17 protein-coding genes are annotated in these 20203 nt (G+C 65.4%); 11 read left to right on the top strand and 6 right to left on the bottom strand.

Annotation, left to right across the window (positions count from 1 at the left end; all coding sequences use genetic code 11):
• Positions 1 to 3: 3 nt before the first annotated feature.
• The 5 genes from Azoinq_RS02725 (at position 4) to Azoinq_RS02745 (ending at position 6117) form a co-directional block, all read left to right on the top strand.
• Positions 4 to 1020 (top strand): hydrolase, encoded by a 1017-nt coding sequence (locus Azoinq_RS02725; RefSeq protein WP_216126631.1) that lies wholly within the window; start codon positions 4 to 6, stop codon positions 1018 to 1020.
• 11 nt (positions 1021 to 1031) lie between these two features.
• Entirely contained in the window at positions 1032 to 2414 is a 1383-nt protein-coding gene (locus Azoinq_RS02730) for a phosphomannomutase/phosphoglucomutase (protein ID WP_216126622.1), read from the top strand.
• 3 nt (positions 2415 to 2417) lie between these two features.
• Positions 2418 to 3686 (top strand): EAL and HDOD domain-containing protein, encoded by a 1269-nt coding sequence (locus tag Azoinq_RS02735; RefSeq protein WP_216126620.1) that lies wholly within the window; start codon positions 2418 to 2420, stop codon positions 3684 to 3686.
• A gap of 3 nt (positions 3687 to 3689) precedes the next feature.
• Positions 3690 to 4949 carry an EAL and HDOD domain-containing protein gene (locus tag Azoinq_RS02740; RefSeq protein WP_216126618.1) on the top strand — a complete coding sequence of 420 codons (1260 nt, stop codon included), beginning with the start codon at positions 3690 to 3692 and terminating at the stop codon, positions 4947 to 4949.
• Positions 4950 to 5169: 220 nt separating this feature from the next.
• Complete coding sequence (locus tag Azoinq_RS02745) at positions 5170 to 6117, top strand: C-GCAxxG-C-C family (seleno)protein (RefSeq protein WP_216126616.1); 948 nt, start codon at positions 5170 to 5172, stop codon at positions 6115 to 6117.
• A gap of 266 nt (positions 6118 to 6383) precedes the next feature.
• Here Azoinq_RS02745 and Azoinq_RS02750 read toward each other — a convergent pair whose 3' ends face one another.
• Complete coding sequence (locus Azoinq_RS02750) at positions 6384 to 6914, bottom strand: NUDIX domain-containing protein (protein WP_216126615.1); 531 nt, start codon at positions 6912 to 6914, stop codon at positions 6384 to 6386.
• A gap of 88 nt (positions 6915 to 7002) precedes the next feature.
• On the bottom strand, positions 7003 to 7323 hold the full coding sequence (locus tag Azoinq_RS02755) for a hypothetical protein (protein ID WP_216126613.1): 321 nt from the start codon (positions 7321 to 7323) through the stop codon (positions 7003 to 7005).
• 231 nt (positions 7324 to 7554) lie between these two features.
• Between Azoinq_RS02755 and Azoinq_RS02760 the strand changes: the two genes are divergently transcribed.
• Positions 7555 to 7794 (top strand): hypothetical protein, encoded by a 240-nt coding sequence (locus Azoinq_RS02760; protein ID WP_216126610.1) that lies wholly within the window; start codon positions 7555 to 7557, stop codon positions 7792 to 7794.
• 73 nt (positions 7795 to 7867) lie between these two features.
• Here the strand turns inward: Azoinq_RS02760 and rlmM are convergent, their stop codons facing one another.
• Positions 7868 to 8989 carry a 23S rRNA (cytidine(2498)-2'-O)-methyltransferase RlmM gene (gene rlmM / locus Azoinq_RS02765; RefSeq protein ID WP_216126607.1) on the bottom strand — a complete coding sequence of 374 codons (1122 nt, stop codon included), beginning with the start codon at positions 8987 to 8989 and terminating at the stop codon, positions 7868 to 7870.
• Between the two features lie 398 nt (positions 8990 to 9387).
• Here rlmM and Azoinq_RS02770 point away from each other — a divergent pair, with 398 nt between their 5' ends.
• Together Azoinq_RS02770 and Azoinq_RS02775 are read left to right on the top strand one after the other, a co-directional pair.
• Complete coding sequence (locus tag Azoinq_RS02770) at positions 9388 to 10443, top strand: aldo/keto reductase (protein ID WP_216126604.1); 1056 nt, start codon at positions 9388 to 9390, stop codon at positions 10441 to 10443.
• Positions 10444 to 10586: 143 nt separating this feature from the next.
• Positions 10587 to 11891: an MFS transporter gene (locus tag Azoinq_RS02775; RefSeq protein WP_216126602.1), complete on the top strand. Its 1305-nt coding sequence runs from the start codon at positions 10587 to 10589 to the stop codon at positions 11889 to 11891.
• 124 nt (positions 11892 to 12015) lie between these two features.
• On the opposite strand, the gene Azoinq_RS02780 is transcribed toward Azoinq_RS02775, so the two are convergent.
• Positions 12016 to 12468 (bottom strand): hypothetical protein, encoded by a 453-nt coding sequence (locus Azoinq_RS02780; protein WP_216126599.1) that lies wholly within the window; start codon positions 12466 to 12468, stop codon positions 12016 to 12018.
• Positions 12469 to 12815: 347 nt separating this feature from the next.
• On the opposite strand from Azoinq_RS02780, the gene Azoinq_RS02785 reads away from it, so the two are divergent.
• Both Azoinq_RS02785 and ugpQ read left to right on the top strand, forming a co-directional pair.
• The gene (locus Azoinq_RS02785; protein ID WP_216126596.1) at positions 12816 to 14123 is read left to right on the top strand and encodes an extracellular solute-binding protein; all 1308 of its coding nucleotides are present in this window, start codon (positions 12816 to 12818) and stop codon (positions 14121 to 14123) included.
• Positions 14124 to 14345: 222 nt separating this feature from the next.
• Positions 14346 to 15122: a glycerophosphodiester phosphodiesterase gene (ugpQ, locus tag Azoinq_RS02790; protein WP_216126593.1), complete on the top strand. Its 777-nt coding sequence runs from the start codon at positions 14346 to 14348 to the stop codon at positions 15120 to 15122.
• A 46-nt stretch (positions 15123 to 15168) separates the two neighbouring features.
• Here the strand turns inward: ugpQ and Azoinq_RS02795 are convergent, their stop codons facing one another.
• Positions 15169 to 16131 carry a malate dehydrogenase gene (locus Azoinq_RS02795; protein ID WP_232368540.1) on the bottom strand — a complete coding sequence of 321 codons (963 nt, stop codon included), beginning with the start codon at positions 16129 to 16131 and terminating at the stop codon, positions 15169 to 15171.
• 389 nt (positions 16132 to 16520) lie between these two features.
• On the opposite strand from Azoinq_RS02795, the gene alaS reads away from it, so the two are divergent.
• Positions 16521 to 19139: an alanine--tRNA ligase gene (alaS, locus tag Azoinq_RS02800; protein ID WP_216126590.1), complete on the top strand. Its 2619-nt coding sequence runs from the start codon at positions 16521 to 16523 to the stop codon at positions 19137 to 19139.
• Between the two features lie 165 nt (positions 19140 to 19304).
• On the opposite strand, the gene Azoinq_RS02805 is transcribed toward alaS, so the two are convergent.
• Complete coding sequence (locus Azoinq_RS02805) at positions 19305 to 19778, bottom strand: alpha/beta fold hydrolase (protein ID WP_216126575.1); 474 nt, start codon at positions 19776 to 19778, stop codon at positions 19305 to 19307.
• Positions 19779 to 20203: the final 425 nt, after the last annotated feature.

The raw sequence follows: 20203 nt of genomic DNA on the forward strand, positions 1-20203 counted from the left end.
CCCATGCGGAAGACCTCCCCGCGTAAGCCCCTGCCCCCCTACTCCGCCTACCGGTCCCCGGCCTGGCTGCCCGGCGGGCATCTGCAAACCATCTACCCCCTGCTCATCAAGCCCCGTCCTCCGGCCTACACCCGGGAGCGCTGGGATACCCCGGACGGGGATTTCATCGACGTGGACTGGCTATCCGCCCCCGTCCCGATCACAGCCCAGGACCCGGCCACGCCCCTGGTGGTGCTCTTCCACGGCCTGGAAGGCAGTTCCCGCAGCCATTACGCGGTCAGCCTCATGAGGGCCCTGACCCACCTGGGCTGGCAGGGGGCCGTACCCCATTTTCGCGGCTGTTCCGGGGAATTGAACCGGCTGCCCCGGGCCTACCATTCCGGGGATTCGGCGGAAATCCAGTGGGTGCTGGAACGCTTCCGGCAGCGCTATCCCCAAGCACCCCTCTACGCCGTAGGGGTCTCCCTGGGGGGCAACGCCCTGCTCAAATGGCTGGGGGAACGGGGGGAGACCGCCCAAGCCCTGATCCAGGGCGCCGCCTCCGTCTGCGCCCCCCTGGACCTCACCCTCTGCGGCCATGCCCTGGCCCGGGGCTTCAACCGGCTCTATACCGCCAATTTCATGGGCACTTTGAAACGCCGCGCCCTGCTTCAGGCCCAGCACTTCCCCGGCCTGCTGGATACGGCCCGGGTCAAGGCCGCCCGCAATCTCCACGATTTCGACGAGGCGGTCACCGCCCCCATGCACGGCTTTGCCAATGCGGACGACTACTGGCGGCGCTGCTCCAGCAAGCCCTGGCTGGCCGCCATCCGGGTCCCCACCCTGGTGTTAAATTCCCGCAACGACCCTTTTCTTCCCGCCGCCGCCCTTCCCTCCCCGGCCCAGGTGTCACCCCAGGTGCATCTGGAACTGCCCGGCGAAGGCGGCCATGTGGGCTTTGTCGCCGGCACTCTGCCGGGACGGTTGGACTGGCTGCCCCATCGCCTGCTCCATTTTTTCCGCAACGAAATTCCCCAGTGAGACTGATGGTCATGAGTACTCCCTCCCTTCCCGCCGAAATTTTCAAGGCCTACGACATCCGCGGCATTGTCGGTAAAACCCTGACCCCGGACGTGGTCCGGGCCATCGGCCAGGGCCTCGGTTCCCTGGCCCGGGAACGGCGCCAGACCGCCATTGCGGTGGGCCGGGACGGCCGCCTCTCCGGTCCGGAACTGACCGAAGCCCTGGCCGAAGGCATCCAGGCCGCCGGCATGGACGTGATCGACATCGGCTGCGTACCCACTCCGGTCACCTATTTCGCCGCCCACCACCTGGGTTGCAATAGCTGCGTTTCCGTCACCGGCAGCCACAATCCGCCGGACTACAACGGTCTGAAAATGGTCATCGGTGGAGAAACCCTGGCCGGTGAAGCCATCCAGGCCATCCGCCAACGGGTGGAAGGGGGGCGCCTGACCCAGGGCTCAGGCCAGCTGAGCCACACCAATGTGGTGCCCGCCTATCTGGAACGGATTCTGGGGGACGTGAAGCTGGCCCGCCCCATGAAAATCGCCATGGACTGCGGCAACGGGGTAGGCGGCGCCGTGGCGCCCCAGCTCTTCAGCCGCCTGGGCTGCCAAGTGGTGCCCCTGTTCTGCGAGGTGGACGGCCAGTTTCCCAACCACCACCCGGACCCCTCCAAGCCGGAAAATCTCCAAGACCTGATCCGGGCCCTGAAGGAAACGGATGCGGAAATCGGCATCGCCTTTGACGGGGATGGGGACCGGCTGGGGGTGGTGACCAAGGACGGAGAAATCATTTTCCCCGACCGCCAGCTCATGCTCTTTGCCGCCGACGTGCTCTCCCGGGTGCCCGGCGGCCAGGTGATTTACGACGTGAAATGCACCCGGCTCCTGGCCCCCTGGGTTCGGGAAAAGGGCGGCGAACCGGTGATGTGGAACACGGGCCACGCCCTGATTAAGGCCAAGCTCAAGGAAACCGGCGCCCCCCTGGCTGGGGAAATGAGCGGCCACGTGTTTTTCAAGGAGCGCTGGTACGGCTTTGACGACGGCCTGTACGCCGGCACCCGGCTGCTGGAAATCCTTTCCCGCAGCCCGGACGCCAACGCCGTGCTGAAAGCCCTGCCCAATTCCACCGCCACCCCGGAACTGAACATCAAAATGCAGGAGGGGGAACCCTTCGCCCTGTTGGACAAGCTCAAGGCCCAGGCCCAGTTCCCCGCCGCCCGGGAAATCATCACCATCGACGGCCTGCGGGTGGAATATCCGGACGGCTTCGGCCTGGCCCGGCCCTCCAACACCACCCCGGTGGTAGTGCTGCGCTTCGAGGCTGACTCCGACGCCGCCCTGGCCCGCATCCAGGCCGATTTCCGGACCGCCCTCAACGCCGCCTGGCCCGGCTTAAGCCTGCCTTTCTAAGCCATGGACCCGGAACAGCTGCCCCCCCACCCGGACGCCTTGGCGGGCGCGGAAATTTTCCTCGCCCGTCAGCCTATTCTGGATCGGGACCAGCAGCTGGTGGCCTATGAACTCCTGTTCCGGGGCTCCAAATCCAACCGGGCCATGGTCCAGGACGAAAAGCTGGCCACCGCCCAGGTGGTCACCCACGCCTTCGGCGAACTCTCCTTCGGCGACGTGCTGGGCCCCTACCGGGCCCACATTAACGCGGACCCGGCCTTTCTCCTCTCCGAAGCGGTGGAAATCCTGCCCGGAGAGAGCGTGGTCCTGGAACTGGCCGCCGAAACCCCGGCGGACCCGGAACTGATCCAGCGCTGCCGCCAGCTGCGGCGCAAGGGCTTTTCCTTCGCCCTGGGGGGCGTGGCCCGCTACCCGGACAGCCACCTGCCCCTGGCCGGGGAGGTGGATATTCTCAAGGTGGATCACCAGCTCCTGAACAACCATGAGCTTTTCCTTCTCACCTGCCATTTAAAGCCCCTGCACAAAAAGCTCCTCGCGGAAAAAATCGAGGACCGGATGCAGATGGAGCACTGCTTCGACCTGGGCTTCCAGTATTTCCAGGGCTATTACTTCGCCCGCCCCACCCTGCTGGAAGGCCGCAAGCTTTCCCACGGCGCCCTTTCGGTGCTGAATCTGCTCAACCTGATTCTCACCGATGCGGACACCCATGTGCTGGAGCGCACCTTCAAGCAGGAACCCGGGCTCAGCATCAATCTTCTGCGCCTCACCAATTCCTGCGCCAGCGGCCTGGCGGTGCGCATTGCCTCGGTACGCCATGCCATCACCATCCTGGGCCGGCGCCAGCTGCAACGCTGGCTGCAACTCCTGCTCTACGCCAATCCGGACGGGGGTCCTTTGAGCCCCCTGCTGCAACTGGCCGCCACCCGGGGCCGGTTCATGGAGCTGGGGGCGGAGCGGCTGCGCAGCCGGGACCGGGACCTGCCGGACCGGGCCTTCATGGCCGGCATCCTCTCCCTACTGCCCACGGTCATCGGCCAGCCCATGGCCGATATCCTAGCCCCCCTGTCCCTGCCCCAGGACGTCCATCTGGCCCTGCTGGAACGGCGTACGGAACTGGGGTACCTTCTCTCTCTTACGGAAAAGCTGGAGGAAGATCAGGACATGGACTGCGCCGAATTGCTCACCCAGCTGCCGGGCCTGCGCCCCCGCAGTGTCAGCGAATGCCTGGCCCAGGCCCTGTCCTGGGCCAACCGGCTCACCCAGGAACGCTGATCCGTGGTCGCCCCGGTTTCCGCACCCCCCATCTACCTGGGCCGCCAGCCCATCCTGGACAGCCAGCAGCAGCTTTACGGCTACGAACTGCTGTTCCGGGCCGGGCCCAATCCCAATCGGGCCCTGGTGCACGATTCCCTCTCCGCCACCGCCACCGTGGTGGCCTACGCCTTCGGGGAACTGGGGCTGGGGGACGCCCTGGGCCAGCACCGGGGCTTCATCAACGTGGATCAGGCCTTTCTCGACAGCAGCGCCTCCGAACTTCTGCCCAAGGATCAGGTGGTGCTGGAAATCCTGGAAGACGTGCCCCTTACCGCCGACCTCCTGGAACGCTGCGCCAGCCTGCGTCAGGCGGGCTTCACCCTGGCCCTGGACGACGTCACCGCCCTCACCCCGGCGGTCCAGGCCCTGCTGCCCCTGGCCCACATCGTCAAGGTGGTGATCGGCGCCCTGCCGGGAGACAGCCTCAATGAACTGGTGGCCGCCCTGGCCCCCTACCCGGTGGAACTGCTGGCGGAGCAGGTGGAAACCCGGGAACAGATGGAACGCTGCCGGGCCCTGGGCTTCCGCTACTTCCAGGGCTACTACTTCGCCCGGCCCGATATTCTCACCGGCCACCGCCTGGGCCACGCCCGTCTCTCCCTCCTGAAAATTCTTACCCAGGTGCTGGACGATGCGGAAACCGCGGCCCTGGAAAGCCTGTTCAAACGGGAGCCGGGCCTCAGTATCAATCTCCTGCGCCTGGCCAATTCCGCCGCCGTGGGCGCCCGGGCCCAGATCGACTCCCTGCGCCACGCCATCACCCTGCTGGGGCGCCGCCAGCTGCAACGCTGGCTACAACTGCTGCTGTACACCGACCCCAGCGGCATCACCTACGCCACCCCCCTGCTGCAACTGGCCGCCACCCGAGCCCGGCTCATGGAAATTCTGGCCGGGGCCCAGCAGCCGGACCTGCCGGCCTACGGGGACAAGGCCTTTCTCACCGGCATCCTGTCCCTCACTCCTGGGCTCTTCAATCTCACCATGGAAGACATCCTGGCCCAGATTTCCAATCTGGCGGATGACGTGTGCCAGGCCCTGCTACAACACCAGGGGCCCCTGGGCCAACTGATCCGCCTAGTGGAAAGCCTGGAAGAGGAAAAACTGGAGCAAGTTCCCCGCCTTCTGGCCCAAATTCCCGGCCTCAGCCCGGAACAGCTCAATCAGGCCCAGGCCCAAGCCCTGGCCTGGACCGCCGCCCTGGAAGAAAACCACTCCCGCTAAGAGCGGCCCCGCCTGGGTCCGGCCCCTGACGTGCCCTAGGCACGGCCTTTCCGGGCCTTTTGTTACCCCCAAGATCATGCAGCGAGGAACGCTCTCGTCCGGGCGTCCCTTGGTGCACCGCAGCTTGCATGGCCCAGCGCCATGGCATAAAAAGAAAGCTCCCGTCCCACCGTTCCCGAACCGATTCCCCGTGGCCCCCTCCGGCCGGAAAGGAAGCCCCATGTTCGAGATTCGCCGAGCCCAAGGCGCCGATCATCCGGCCATACTCCATTTGCTGGCCCTGACCCCGGTAGGGGAACCCACCCATCCCCTGCGGGAAGACGACGTGCTCTACGTGGCGGAAACGGACGGGACCCTGATCGGTATCAGCGGCCTGGCCCCCTGCGCCCCCCACATGGGCCTCTTCCACTCCCTCCTGGTACGCCCCGGTTTCCGCAAACGGCACATCGCCCGCCAGCTGTACCAGCGGGTCATGGACCATGCCTACGATCTGGGTATTCGGGAGCTGTACACCCTCACCGCCAGCGGCCGCACCTATTTCGAGACCCTGGGCTTTCTCCCCGCCTCCCAGGAACAGCCTCCCGCTCCCCTGCAACGCCTGTTGCATGACGCCAGCTATGAACCGGGCCAGACGGCCCTGCTGGTGCGCTCCCTGGCCCGCCAGGGGGATGGCCCCCCGCCCCGGCCGGAGCCGGGCCGGGAGGAGGATCCGGGGCTGGCCGCCGCCCGCCATTTCGACCAGGGCTATTACTGCGCCGAAAGCGTGTTGCTGGCCCTGAGCCATCATCTGGGCCGGGACAATCCCCTCATTCCCCGCATTGCCACGGGCTTTTGCACCGGCCAGTCCCGCGCCTGGGGCACCTGCGGCGCCCTTTCCGGGGCCATCATGGCCCTGGGGCTGGAACTGGGGCGCAGCGACCCTCAAGCCTCCGCCAGCCCCGTGTACCGGGCAGTGCAGCGCCTCACCCAGGAGTTCGGCCAGGCCTGCGGCGGTACCCGGTGCAGCGAATTGCTGGGCTGCGATCTGGATACGGAAGATGGCCGCCAGGTCTATTGCCGCACCCAGGCCCACGTCCAATGCCGGGAATACGTCAGTCTGGCCGCCCGGCTGGCGGTCCAGATTATCGCCGCCAGCCCGGCCCAGGACCCCAACGGCAGCCTGTTCTAGGGCCCGGGCGCTCACTGAATTGGGTTCCCGGAAGGAATCCCTGGCTTAGCTCTTAGTTTTGGCCGTAGCTTTGGCTTTGGCTTTGGCTTTGGCTTTGGCTTTGGCTTTGGCTTTGGCTTTGGCTTTGGCTTTGGGCTTTGGGCTTTGGGCTTTGGCAACAGCGTAAAAACTTTCGGCTCCGGATCACCGGAAAACCAACGCCCATCGGGGCCCTGCCTAGGACCCGTCAATCCTGGTGCTAGGCCCAGGGGGCTTGACCCCAGCGCCTAAACCCCGCCCTCCGGCTGGCGCTTGGCCAGCCAGTCCCGCACCGCCAAACCGGTGCCGAAATCCCAGCCCTGGAGCTGATCCGGGGCCACCAGTTTGACCTCACACAATTCTTCGCTAAGGCGAATTTCCCCCTCCGCCTCCACGTGGTAGGCGATGATCACCTCATTTTTCCGGGGGAAGGGGTAGGCGCCGATCAGGGACCAGCGCTGGCAATCCAGATCCAGCTCTTCCTTCACTTCCCGCATAGCCCCGGCCTCGGGGGATTCATCCCGCTCCAGAAAGCCGGCGATGATGCCGAACTTTTTCTCCTCCCAGGCCGCGTTGCGGGCCAGAACCATCTGCCCCCGCCATTGCACCAGGGCCGCCACCACCGGGGTGGGATTGTTCCAGAATACATAGCCGCACAACTCGTCCCGACAGGCCAGCCGGGCCAGCCCCCCCAGCTCCCGGGGACTCAGGGAGGCGCCGCAATAGGGGCAGAAACGGGGGGCACGAACGATGGGAGGCAAAACCAGTTCATCAGACATGGCAAAACTTTCCGAGACAGACGGGGCCCTGGCACCGGCCCCGGGCAAGGGCCCGGCACGGCGGCAGGGCGGCAGGGCGGTAAAAGAATCAGCGGCCCTTGGGATTCAGGCTGCCCCGGTTGTAATCCTTGTCCCCGGGCATGATGGCCCGGGAGCCGGGCACCCAGCCACCCTGGGCGGAAATGGGACGCACCTGGTTTTCCGGGTACTTGGCGGCCTGATCCCGGGCAACGGCGGCCTTGGCCTTATCCACGTATTCCCATTTCCCCGTGGGGTAGAGGCGCACCTTGTCCCCCTGGGCCGTGGTGGCCTCCAGGGGCGTGCGATCCAGATCATCGGCCCAGGACTGAAGGGCGGGCAGGGCAAGCAGAAGGGTCAAGGGCAGAGCGGAGAGGGAAAGACGGGGCATGGCTCACCTGGCAAAAAGTGGGAGAACGGGCCCCGCCACCAAGGGCAGGCCCGGGAAAAGTCCCGAGCATACCACCGGGGGGCGGGGGTTTTGCCAGGGACCGGGCGGGGACCGCCCCGGGGTGGCTTAAGAAAAACGAGGGAGAAAAGGTCAGGGGTAGCCGGGGCCAGCAAGGCTGGGGCTTACCGCGGGAAGGCTGTGGCTGTGGCTGTGGCTTGTGGCTTGTGGCTTGTGGCTGTGGCTTGTGGCTGTGGCTTGTGGCTGTGGCTGTGGCTGTGGCTGTGGCTGTGGCTGTGGCTGTGGCTGTGGCTGTGGCTGTGGCTGTGGCTGTGGCTGTGGCTGTGGCTGTGGCTGTGGCTGTGGCTGTGGCTGTGGCTGTGGCTGTGGCTGTGGCTGTGGCTGTGGCTGTGGCTGTGGGCTGTGGGCTGTGCGGCCAGCCCACAGCCCACAGCCCACCAAGGCAGAAGCTGATCCGCGACGACCCACCGCCGCCCCAGCGCCAAAGCCCCCGGGGTAGGCGTAAGCGGCCCCCGGGGAACCGGCTTCAGCCCTTTACCGGACGCAGGTAGCCGGTGACTTCTTCCCGGTCGTGGTAGAGCTGCTTGAAATCCAGGCGGTATTTGATGCCCGCCTCGGCCAGCCGGGCATCCATGATGTCCCGGCAGCGCTCCAGTTCGTCGTAGCGCTTTTTCATGGGGAGTTTGAGATTAAACAGGGCTTGACGGCACCAGCCGCTGGCCAGCCATTCCCCCATCACCCCGGCGATACGGGAGGGGCTTTCCACCATGTCGCAGACCAGCCAGTCCACGGGCCGCTTGGGGTGGTAGTGGAAGCCATCCACCCGCAGGTGCTCCACCTGGCCCGAGGCCATCAGGGCCGGGTCCATGGGACCGTTGTCGATGGCGGTCACATTCAGTTCCCGCTGCACCAGCTGCCAGGTCCAGCCCCCGGGGGCGGCCCCCAGGTCCACCGCCGTGAGCCCGGCGTGGAACAGGTTATCCAGATGCCGTTCCCCCACCAGTTCCAACAGGGCTTCCGCCAGCTTCAAGGTAGAGCGAGACGGAGCGGCCCTGGGCATGCGCAGCCGGGGAATGCCCATGAACCAGCCCGAATGGTTGCCCGGGAAGGAGACCCCTACATAGGCCGCCGCCGAGCCGAGGAAAAAGAGGTGGAGCCAGGGCAGGTCCGCCGCCTCGGGCTGAAGCAGCCCGGCTTTTTCTAGGGCCCGGGTGAAGGGGGTGGAAAATTTGCGGCAAAAGGCCAGCAATTCCTTGGCCTCGTTGGTATCCGCCGTTTCCACCTGGAGGCTGGAAAAGGCACAGCCCAGGGATTTGGCCCGAGCCAGGAGGGGCGTCACCCGGTCCGTCGTGGGCAAGTCGCCGTCCAGGGGGGCCACAAACACCAGCTGGCGGGCAAAAACCAGGCGCTTCCAGCGCAGCTTGTCCATCAGGATGGCCATATCCTCCTGCTGGTGGGGCACAAAGAGCACATAGCCCGAATCGGGCTTGGCCTTCACATAGCCGAAGACGGCCAGTTCCGCCCCCCGGTCGGTAATTTCCTGGGCCATTTCCTTTTCAAAGCCAGGACGGCAATAAAACAGCACAGCGGAAAAGGCGGAGGGAGCAAGGGAGACCCCGGAGGCCGGGGTGACAGCAGGTTTTTTCATGGCCCCAAGGATACCGGGAAGGCAGGAGGGAAGCCACCGGGCCGGGGAACGAGCCAGTGGCGAGGCGGGGATTCCGCCCACCGGGAGGGCTGCTGCTGGGGCCCGGGCCGGGGTAGCCGGGAGGCGCAAGGGAGGGCGGGGAGATGGGCCTCCCACCACCCCCGTGAGGCCGCCCCGGATGGGGATCTAAGCGCCACGGCCCTCCCGGGCAAAGCCGCTGCCTAGTCCTTTAGCTTGCTGGCTCGCCACCAGACGCTCCCGGGGGCAGCGGTCTCCCCAGAAGGGAATACCGCCGAATGGCGCAGCCCCGGCAGAATCCGTCCGGCTGCCGATGGCGCCCGGACGCTGGAAGGGTAGGATAGGAAGCTTTTCACCCCCCATCGGCAAGGAGCAGCTCCATGGATTACCGCCAACTGGGCACCAGCGACCTGCGGGTTTCCGCCGTCTGCCTGGGCACCATGACTTTCGGCCAGCAAAACAGCGAAGCGGAAGGCCATGCCCAACTGGATTACGCCCGCAGTCAGGGCATCAATTTCTTCGACACCGCCGAAATGTACCCGGTCCCGGCCCGGGGCGAGACCACGGGCGCCACGGAAAAAATCGTCGGCACCTGGCTGAAACGCCAGCCCCGGGATCAGATCGTTCTGGCCACCAAGGCCGCCGGTCCGGGCCGGGGCATGGGCTGGCTGCGGGGCGGCCAGGGGCCCAAGGATTTCAGCAAGGCCAGCCTGGAAACGGCCCTGAACGGCTCCCTGGCCCGACTCCAGACCGACTATGTGGATCTCTACCAGCTCCACTGGCCAGCCCGGAACCAGCCCATGTTCGGCCGCTGGCAGTTCGATCCGGCCGGGGAAGGGGAAGCCGCTTCCCACGACACCCCCCTACGGGAAACCCTGGCCGCCCTGGCGGACCTGGTGAAGGCGGGGAAAATCCGCTACGTGGGGGTCTCCAACGAACACCCCTGGGGGCTGATGCAGTTCCTCCGCCTGGCGGACGAGATGGGCCTGCCCCGGGTGGTGTCCCTCCAGAACGCCTATAACCTGATGAACCGGGTGTTCGACATCACCCTGGCGGAAGTCTGCTATCGGGAAAAGGTGGGCCTGCTGGCCTATTCCCCCCTGGCCTTTGGCCTGTTGAGCGGCAAGTATCTGGCCGATCCCCAGGCTCCGGGGCGGGTCAATCTGTTCCCCGGCTTTGCTCAGCGCTACAGCAAAACCAATGTGCAGGAAGCCGTGGCCGCCTACCAGGAACTGGCCGCCCGCCACCATCTGAGCCTCACCCAGCTGGCCCTGGCCTTCTGCTACCGGCGCTGGAGCGTCACCAGCACCATCATCGGCGCCACCTCCCTAACCCAGCTGGAAGAAAATCTGGCCGCCTACGCCACGCCGGTGACGCCGACGCTTCTGGAAGCCATGGACCAGATCCATCTCCGCTACCCCAATCCGGCGCCCTGAGGCGCCCCGGGCCCTCCATCCGCTCCCCGGCGCCAAGCCGGGGCCCCGGAGGCTCCCGAAGGGGAAAATGTCATGGAACTACGGGCGGGGGCTGTTATATTGCCCCCGCCCGTTTTCTTTTCCGGTCCCTCTTTTCTCCGACCATGAGTTCCCAATTTTCCCTGCTGCGCAGCCGCCGTTTCGCCCCCCTGTTCTATACCCAGTTTCTCGGGGCCTTCAACGACAACACCTTCAAGAACGCCCTGGTGGTGCTGCTCACCTTCCACGCCGCCAGCTGGACCGACCTCTCCCTGGGGGTGCTGGCCAATCTGGCAGCGGGCCTTTTCATACTGCCTTTTTTCCTCTTTTCCGCCAGCGCCGGGCAACTGGCCGACAAGTACGACAAGGCCCGTCTGGCCCGGTTGGTGAAGGGACTGGAAATCATCATCGCCCTCCTGGCCGGTCTGGGCTTCTGGAGCCATAGCCTGGCCCTGCTCCTGGGGGCCCTGACCCTGCTGGGGCTCCATTCCACCCTCTTCGGTCCGGTGAAATACGCCCTTCTGCCCCAGCACCTCAAGGAAGAGGAATTGCTGGGGGGCAACGCCCTGGTGGAAGCGGGCACCTTTATCGCCATTCTGCTGGGCACCCTGGCCGGAGGCCTGCTGGCGGCCCAGGACCAAGGACCAGCGTGGATCACCGGGGTGGTGCTGGGGGTGGCCCTGGTGGGATACCTGGTGAGCCGCCACATTCCCCCGGCCCCCGCCCCGGACCCGAACCTGGCGTTCAACCCCAATCCCCTGGGGGAAACCTGGCGCAACCTCCGGGGCGCCCGAACCAATGGGCCCGTATTCCTGGCCATTCTGGGCATTTCCTGGTTCTGGCTTTACGGCGCCCTGTTCCTGGCCCAATTTCCCGCCTACGCCAAGCTCACCCTGGGGGGAGAAGAAAGCGCCGTCACCCTGCTCCTAGCCCTGTTCACCCTGGGGATCGGGGCCGGTTCCCTGGCCTGCGACCGGCTCTCCCGCCACCGCATTGATGCCCGGCCCGTGCTGCTGGGCGCTCTGGGATTGAGCCTCTTCGGTGTGGATTTCGCCTGGACCTCCGCCACCCTGGTTCCGACCGCCAATCCCCTGGCCCTGGGCCCCCTCCTGGCCCGGCCGGGGGTCGGGCATGTGATGCTGGACCTTCTGGCCCTGGGCTTTTGCGGCGGTCTTTACGGCGTGCCCCTCTATGCCCTGATGCAGCAGGGCAGCGCCCCCAGCCATCGGGCCCGGATCGTGGCCGCCAACAATATTCTCAACGCCCTGTTCATGGTAGCGGGCGCCCTGGGGGCCGCCGCCCTCCTCAGCCGGGGCGTTTCCCTGGCCCACCTGTTCGGCCTGGGGGCCGTCCTCAACGCCCTCATCACCCTACCCCTAGCCTGGCTTACCTTCCGGCCTGCCCCGGGGGCAAGCGTCGAGAAGCCTTAACCCCCTCAGGAAGTGGGGCTGGAACCTGGGCTAGATGGGGCGGGCCGGACGGGGCCACTCAGCCTCCCAGCCCCGGGAAAGCAGGCGTGGGGCCCGGGCGGAACACTTCGTCCAGGCTAATGGCTTAGGACTTGCCCTCGCCTGCCGCCTTGGCCTCATCGCCTCCAGGGGAGCCCTTGTCCCCGTCGCTACTGGGAGCGGTCGTCCCATCGGCGGGGGCAGGGGCGGGGGCCCCCTCCGCCGCCTTCTTCTTTTTCTTGGCCTTGGGATCTTCCGGGGGCGGAGGCGGGGGCAACACGGGCTTCACCGTATCCAGCTTGTTGTCCCGCATATAGGCATCCATTTCCCGCCAGCCAGCAAAGACGGCGGCCTTGGGCAGCCAGTTATACAGGCTGTAGCAGTCCTCGATGGCCCGACCGGACTGGCGACAGGCACCGCCCACCGCCTTGCCCTCCGCGTCCTGCTTGGCGGCCTTGGCGGCGGCGTCCTCGATGCCCAGCTTGCTCTCCAGCTGATCACAGCCGGAAAGCCCCAAACTCAGGGCCAGGGCGGCCCCCAATGCGACGATCGCTTTCATCTTTTTCCTTTTTTCCCGACGCCTTTCCCGACAACGGGAGCAGCGTCCGGACCTTATTCTACCCGGCGGCCGGGGACGGTTTGGCGGCGTCCGGGAAGGAGAATTCCGGCAGCGGCCCCAGGGCTCCGGCCCGATAAACGGGCCGGGAATCGGCCCTATCCGGGCTTATAACGGCATTCCGCCGCCGCCCTTTACGGCTGGACGGGCCCCGCCGGGGAAAATATGTCCTCCGGGTCCGCCAGGCGCCCAAAGCCCGCCTCTCCTGAAATGGTTACAACTTTGGCCCTATTTTTAAGCAAAATTGGGGCGCTATAATGGCAAGCTCAACCGTTACATGAGGATCGGCGATGTCTTTCCGGCTTCACTCTTTGATTAGCAACCGTCTCAGCCGCGCCCTCCTGGCCTCCGGTCTCCTTTCCCTTTCCCTAGGCGCCAGCGCCGCCGTGGAAATCACCATCGCCCACCAGCTGGACGACGCCCGGGCCAACCGCCTGCAACAGGTGGTGGACCGCTTCAACGCCGAGCAAAAGGATTACCACGTCGTACTCAAATTCCACAACGACGGGGAAGCCCCCGGGGACCTCAACCTGGCGGACCGGGACAATCTCTCCCATTTCGTCGGCGGTAAGGTGGAATACAAGCCCCTCTTCCAGGTGCTGAGCGACGCCCGGGTCAAGGTGGATTTGTCCCATATCGCCCCGGCCCTGAAGGGCGGAGTGACGGATAGCCGGGGCCGTCTGGTGGCCCTGCCCGTGGCCTATTCCACCCCGGTATTGTTCTACAACAAAGCGGCCTTCCGCCGCGCCGGTCTGGATGCGGAAAATCCCCCCAAGACCTGGTGGCAGGTGCAGGCAGCGGCAGGCAAGCTGGTTAAGGCGGGCTATTCCTGCCCCTACACCACCTCCTGGCCGGCCTGGGTGCACATTGACAATGTGAGCGCCCGGAGCGGGGCGGAACCGGTGGTGCACGGAACGGAAACCACCTTCAACAGCATGGCCCAGATCAAGCATATCGCCCTGCTCTCCAGCTGGTACAAGGCCAAGTATTTCGTCACCTTCGGCCGTACCAACGAAGCGGATGCCCATTTCGCCAAGGGGGAATGCGGCATGCTCACCAGCAGCTCCGACCTCTACGCCAGCCTGCGGGACAAGTCCGATCTGGAAGTGGGCGTGGCGCCCCTGCCCTACTACGACGACATCTTCGGCGGCGCCCGTCAGGCCCTGGCCGACGGCGCTTCCCTGTGGGTAGGCCCGGGCCGCAAGCCGGTGGAATACAAGGGCGTGGCCAAGTTCGTCTCCTTCCTCATGGCGCCGGACATGCAGCTGGAAATCTCCAAGGCCGGGGGTTTCCTGCCCCTCACCACCGCCTCCGCCTTGGCGACCCGGGGTAAGCTCCTGGGCGCGGACTTCGCCAACCAGCAGGTAGCCTATTCCCAACTGGGCGGCGCTGCCCCCCGGTCTGCCTATAGCAAGACTGGCAGCAATCTGACCATGGTTTCCCGCATTGAACCGGTGCGGGTCATCATTGACGAGGAACTGGAAGCGGTATGGGCCAACAAGAAACCGGCCAAGGAAGCCCTGGACGACGCGGTAGCCCGGAGTAACGCGGTGCTGCGCAGCAACCGTCCCCTGCAACACGTGGCCACCATCCGCTAAGGTCCGCCACTCCCGGGCCCCCGGTCGAAACCCGCCTACTGGCAAGGTTTCCCCGGGGGCTTTGTTTTTGGGGGCCGCGGATTGCCGCCCCCGAGTTGTTTTGGCGTTGCTCGGCGTCGGCCCCTTAAGCCCGGTTAAACCAGGGATACGAGCCGCAGCCGCCTTAAAGCAGGACCCGCCGCACGCCACAGCCCCACCCAACCCCATTGCGGGAGTTTCCCCATGACCACCACCGTTCCCTGGCCCTATCCCCGCCTCATCGCCCATCGGGGCGGGGGCAAGGCCGCCCCGGAAAACACCCTGGCCGCCCTGGCAGTGGGCCGCCGGGCCGGTTTCCTAGGCGTGGAGGTGGACGCCATGTTGAGCCGGGATCGAACCCCCTATCTGCTCCACGACCCGGACCTGGAGCGCACCACCAACGGTCAGGGCACCCTGGCGACTACCGGGGATGGGGAAGTAGCCCGGCTGGACGGAGGGGCCTGGTTTTCCCCCCAGTTTGCCGGGGAACCCGTGCCCACCCTGGTCCAGGCCCTGGACCGGTGCCGCAGCCTGGGCCTCTGGATCAATGTGGAAATCAAACCCGCTCCCGGTTGGGAGGAGGAAACCGGGGAGGTGGTTGCCGCCACCCTGGGGGACTGGCTGGCCCACCAGCCAAAAGGCCCAATACCGCCGCCCCTGCTTTCCTCCTTTTCCCCCCTGGCCCTGGAGGCAGCCCGCCGGGTCGCCCCCGCCTGCGCCCGAGCCTGGCTGGTGGGCCAGGTACCGGAAGACTGGGCAGACCGGGCCCGGGCACTGGGGGTGGTCGCCCTCCACTGCCAGGGGGAAAGTCTGGGGCCGGATCAGGCCCGGGCCATCAAGGCGGCGGGCCTGGGGCTGGCCTGCTATACGGTCAATGGGGGAGAACAGGCCCGGGCCCTGCTGGCCCAGGGGGTGGATGCCCTGATAACGGATAATCTGGCCCTGGGGCAGGAGCTGGGGCTACTGCCCCAGGCAAGCTAGCCCCTTCGGCAAACTCCAGGGGAACCGGAGTCGTCCCCGGCCCGCCTCAACTGCCCACGGCGGGTGCCGCCGCCAGAGCCTGTTCCGCCCGCACCGCCAGTTCCCGCAAATGGCCTTCGGAACGGCGGAATTCCGCCAGTTCCTCCGCCGCCAGGGTGTAACTCAACACCCGCTCAATGCCGCTCCGCCCCACCACGCAGGGCACGCTGATCACCACATCCCGGGTCTCATATTCCCCATCCAGCAGGGCCCCCACGGGCAGTACGGAATGCTCGTTGGTCTCAATGGCCCGAATAATGCGGAAAACGCTGGCCGCAATGCCGTGGTTGGTATTGCCCTTGCGCCGGAAAATCTCGAAGCCCGCCTCCAGCACCTGGTGATGGATCTGCTCCCGATCCACCGGGGTAATGGCGTTGTCCTGGCAATAGGTGTCCAGGTCCAGGCCGCACACATTGCAAATGCTCCAGGGGATAAAGCTGGTGGAGCCGTGTTCCCCCAGCACATAGCCGAAGATATTTTTCGGGTCGATGCCCACATGGTCGCTGAGGATGCGCAGGAAACGGGCGGAATCGATCACCGTCCCGGCGCTGATGACCCGCTCCCGGGGCCAGCCGCAGTGGCGCACCGCCACCCAGGCCAGCACATCCACCGGATTGGTAACCATGATTAGGATGGCGTTGGGGGAATAGGCCTGCACCTTGGCCAGGATGTTGCGCACGATTACCGCATTGGCGCTCACCAGATCGCCCCGGGTCTGGCCCGCCTTGAGCTGAGTGCCGGCGGTCACCACCACAATGTCGCTCGCCGCCGTATCCGGGTAGTCGCCCACGGTGAGGAGAGGGTTCTTGCTGTAGGTAAAGGCGGTGGTATGGGCGAAATCCCACATTTCCGCTTCCGCCTTGGCCCGATCCCGGTCCACGGCGACGATTTCGGAAATGTCCGTGAGATTAATGAGGTTGCCGACAATTTCGGTGCCCACCGCACCCATGCCGATAATAGAGACTTTCACCGGAAAACCTTTCTGTAAAAGGGGACCGATCCGTCGCGGCGGGCTTGTGGCCCCCAGTGCGACCTGATCCCGGGGTGAAAAGGGGAGGAGTTACCGGCCCATTTTACCCGCCCCCGGCATCGGCGCCAGCCGGTCATGTCTCCCGCCCTCCTCTGAAGAGTGGCGTGGATTGGGGCTGACAGACCAGTCCCAGGATAGAACGCCGGTTTACGCCCTTCTCCAAGGCAAAGTCCGGTCCCCCGGGCGTCGCCCCCGCCTCCTGGCGCTGCCCATTTCCCACCCCATTTCCCGCCCCGGAGCGCAGCCATCCGGGCCCGAAATGCTAAAATGCTTCCTTTGCCATAGATCGCCTCCGACCGACCCGGTTCGGGGCCAGGAATGCCACGACGATGAAAAGCGCCGAAATCCGTCAAAAATATCTTCAGTTTTTCGCCTCCAAGGGCCACCAGATCGTGCCCTCCAGCTCCCTGGTCCCCCACGGCGACCCCACCCTGCTGTTTACCAACGCGGGGATGAACCAGTTCAAGGACGTGTTCCTGGGCTTTGACAAGCGCCCCTATTCCCGGGCCACCACCGCCCAGAAGTGCGTGCGGGCCGGGGGCAAGCACAATGACCTGGAAAACGTGGGTTACACCGCCCGCCACCACACCTTCTTCGAAATGCTGGGCAATTTCAGCTTCGGGGATTATTTCAAGCACGACGCCATCCACTACGCCTGGGAACTGCTCACCCAGGTGTTCAAGCTGGCCCCGGAAAAGCTCTGGGTCACCGTCTATGCGGCGGATGACGAAGCCTACAAAATCTGGAACGAGGAAGTGGGCGTGCCGGCGGAACGCATTGTGCGCATCGGCGACAACAAGGGCGCCCCTTACGCCTCCGACAATTTCTGGATGATGGGGGACACGGGCCCCTGCGGCCCCTGCACGGAAATTTTCTACGACCACGGGGAAGACATCGCCGGGGGGCCTCCCGGGTCTCCCGATGAAGACGGCGACCGCTACATCGAAATCTGGAACAACGTGTTCATGCAGTTCAACCGGGACGAAGCCGGGGTCATGCATCCCCTGCCCAAGCCCAGCGTGGACACGGGCATGGGCCTGGAACGGATTTCCGCCGTACTCCAAGGCGTGCACAGCAATTACGACATCGACCTGTTCCAGAACCTGATCCGGGCCGCCGCCCGGGAAACCAGCGACTCGGACATGGAAAGCCCCTCCCTCAAGGTGCTGGCCGACCACATCCGGGCCTGCACCTTCCTGGTCTCCGACGGGGTCATCCCCAGCAACGAAGGCCGGGGCTATGTGCTGCGCCGCATCATCCGCCGGGCCATCCGCCACGGTTACAAGCTGGGCGCCCGCCAGGCCTTCTTCTACCGCCTGGTGCCCGACGTGGTGAAGGAAATGGGGGAAGCCTATCCGGACATTAAGACCGGCCAGGACCGCATCGCCCAGGTGCTGCGCACGGAAGAAGAGCGGTTCTTCGAAACCATCGAACACGGCATGGGCATCCTGGAAGGGGAACTGGCCGCCATGGCCCAGTCCGGCAACACGGTTTTCAACGGGGAAACCGCCTTCAAGCTCCACGACACCTACGGCTTTCCCCTGGATTTGACCGCCGACGTCTGCCGGGAACGGAATGTGACGGTGGACGAGGCGGCCTTTGACGCCGCCATGGCCCGGCAAAAGGAACAGGCCCGGGCGGCGGGCAAATTCAAGATGGCCCTGGCCCTGGAATACAACGGCCCGGAAACCACCTTCCACGGTTACGACACCCTGAACTGCCAGGGCACGGTGTATGCCCTCTACAAGGACGGCGCCCCGGTCACCCAGCTCAATGAAGGGGATCTGGGCGTGGTGGTGCTGGACAACACCCCCTTCTACGCCGAATCCGGCGGCCAGGTGGGGGATCAGGGCGTGCTCCAGGGCGCGGCCCTGTTCCAGGTGGAAGACACCCTGAAAATTCAGGCCAAGGTCTTCGGCCACCACGGGGTGGTGAAGACCGGCACCCTGAAGGTGGGGGATAACGTTACCGCCAAGGTGGATACGGAAATCCGGGCCCGCACCCGGCGCAACCACTCCGCCACCCACCTGATGCACAAAGCCCTGCGGGAAGTACTAGGAGGCCACGTGCAACAGAAGGGCTCCCAGGTGGACGGGGACAAGGCCCGGTTCGACTTCGCCCACAACTCCCCCCTGAGCGCCGAGGAAATCACCCGGGTGGAAGCCCTGGTGAATGGGCAAATTCTGCAAAACACCGCCACCCAGACCCGAGTGATGAGCATTGAGGAAGCACAGGAAACCGGCGCCATGATGCTCTTCGGGGAAAAATACGGCGCCACCGTGCGGGTGCTAGATATCGGCAATTCCCGGGAATTCTGCGGCGGCACCCACGTGACCCGCACCGGGGATATCGGCCTCTTCAAGATCGTGGCGGAAACCGGCGTGGCCGCCGGGGTGCGTCGGATTGAAGCGGTCACCGGGGACAATGCCCTGGCCCTCATTCAGCAACAGCAGGACGTGCTGGCCCAGGCCGCCGCCGCCTTCAAGGCCCCGGTAGGGGAAGTGCCCGCCAAAATCGCCCAGCTCCAGGACCACATGAAGGCCCTGGAAAAGGAACTGGCCAAGCTCAAATCCAAGCTAGCCGCCAGTCAGGGGGACGATCTCCTGGCCCAGGCCACCAAGATCAAGGACGTGGCCGTGCTGGCCACCCTGCTGGAAGGGGCGGACGTGCCCACCCTGCGGGAAACCCTGGACAAGCTCAAGGATAAGCTGGGCTCCGCCATCATCGTCCTGGGTAGCGCCAACGGAGACAAGGTGAGCCTGATCGCCGGCGTCACCGCCGACCTCACCGGCAAGGTGAAAGCCGGGGAACTGGTGAACTTCGTTGCCCAGCAGGTGGGGGGCAAGGGTGGCGGCCGTCCCGACATGGCCCAGGCCGGCGGCACCCAGCCGAAAAACCTGCCCGCCGCCCTGCAAGGGGTGGGCGCCTGGGTGGAAGGCAAGCTGTAGGCACCACGCTAATACAAGAAAGAATTCGGGGAGCCACGGCTCCCCGTTTTATTTCCAGCTTCCAGCCCCCGAGCTAACCGCGGCCACGCTTCCTCGTTCGTAAAGCGCAAGGCCACGGGAAAACAGGGAACGAACTACGATCTTTCCTCCCCTCCGCCCCGAAAATTAGGGATACATCTGAGGCTGGAGGCGATGCCACAACTCTGGCCAACGCTCCGCCCAGCAACATTGATGATCAAAGCCAGGAACGGTCACCACATGAGGCCGTTGGCCAGCCGGGAAACGGGCAGCAAAGCCTTCCACCAGGGCGGGGGAAATATTCTCATCCTTGGCCCCCACAAAATGCCATTGGGGCACCGAGGCCAGGGCGGTCACTTCCTCCACCGGACTAAGAGAGCCAGATAAGGCTTCCAAGCCATGCCACTGCACCCAGGCTTGGGGGTCCAGGTTTCCCGCCACCGTCACCAGCCCCACCACATCCCGACGCCGGGATGCCACCAGGGCCGCCACCGCACCACCACCGGAATAACCAACCAAAATCAAGTGCTGGGCCTGAAAACGCCGTTTCAGCGCCTCCACCCCCTGATTGGTGGCCTCAATCACTTCCGGGGCAAAGCGCCGGTTGGTCCAAAAGGGCATTCCGCAAGGAACTGACTCAGCCTGACCATACTGGCATGGCCGCCCCAGGTAAGCCGCATTGCCCTCAGGTTGGGCCAGGGCCAGAGCGAGGCCGAGGGGATGAATTGGGGTAGGGTCGGAAGACGGAGTTGAAGGAGAAAGCCAAGCCAGTCCATCCCCCTCCACATACACCGTCAGCACGGGAGCAGGAGTTACTTGCCGGGGAAGATAAGCCCGTAAGCCAAATGGCTGGGAAGGAATGTCCCAGGCTTGCCATTCCAGGGCTTGAGCCTGGCGGTCAATCGCCAACATCCGCTCCTGGGGCGTGGGTAAGGCGAGGCAGGCCGTCAGCGCCAGGCTAGCCACACCGGCTAGGCTTTTCCAAAAGCGACCGATCCCCATCCCGCTTCTCCAAAATAAAGGCCACAGGATGCCCCGGGGGCTTT

The sequence above is a fragment of the Azospira inquinata genome, from assembly GCF_018905915.1.
Taxonomy (GTDB): domain Bacteria; phylum Pseudomonadota; class Gammaproteobacteria; order Burkholderiales; family Rhodocyclaceae; genus Azospira; species Azospira inquinata.

Coding starts and splice junctions, on each gene's coding strand:
- Azoinq_RS02725 (WP_216126631.1), top strand. CDS start 4: ATGCGGAAGACCTCCCCGCGTAAGCCCCTGCCCCCCTACTCCGCCTAC.
- Azoinq_RS02730 (WP_216126622.1), top strand. CDS start 1,032: ATGAGTACTCCCTCCCTTCCCGCCGAAATTTTCAAGGCCTACGACATC.
- Azoinq_RS02735 (WP_216126620.1), top strand. CDS start 2,418: ATGGACCCGGAACAGCTGCCCCCCCACCCGGACGCCTTGGCGGGCGCG.
- Azoinq_RS02745 (WP_216126616.1), top strand. CDS start 5,170: ATGTTCGAGATTCGCCGAGCCCAAGGCGCCGATCATCCGGCCATACTC.
- Azoinq_RS02750 (WP_216126615.1), bottom strand. CDS start 6,914: ATGTCTGATGAACTGGTTTTGCCTCCCATCGTTCGTGCCCCCCGTTTC.
- Azoinq_RS02755 (WP_216126613.1), bottom strand. CDS start 7,323: ATGCCCCGTCTTTCCCTCTCCGCTCTGCCCTTGACCCTTCTGCTTGCC.
- rlmM (WP_216126607.1), bottom strand. CDS start 8,989: ATGAAAAAACCTGCTGTCACCCCGGCCTCCGGGGTCTCCCTTGCTCCC.
- Azoinq_RS02770 (WP_216126604.1), top strand. CDS start 9,388: ATGGATTACCGCCAACTGGGCACCAGCGACCTGCGGGTTTCCGCCGTC.
- Azoinq_RS02775 (WP_216126602.1), top strand. CDS start 10,587: ATGAGTTCCCAATTTTCCCTGCTGCGCAGCCGCCGTTTCGCCCCCCTG.
- Azoinq_RS02780 (WP_216126599.1), bottom strand. CDS start 12,468: ATGAAAGCGATCGTCGCATTGGGGGCCGCCCTGGCCCTGAGTTTGGGG.
- Azoinq_RS02785 (WP_216126596.1), top strand. CDS start 12,816: ATGTCTTTCCGGCTTCACTCTTTGATTAGCAACCGTCTCAGCCGCGCC.
- ugpQ (WP_216126593.1), top strand. CDS start 14,346: ATGACCACCACCGTTCCCTGGCCCTATCCCCGCCTCATCGCCCATCGG.
- alaS (WP_216126590.1), top strand. CDS start 16,521: ATGAAAAGCGCCGAAATCCGTCAAAAATATCTTCAGTTTTTCGCCTCC.
- Azoinq_RS02805 (WP_216126575.1), bottom strand. CDS start 19,778: ATGCCCTTTTGGACCAACCGGCGCTTTGCCCCGGAAGTGATTGAGGCC.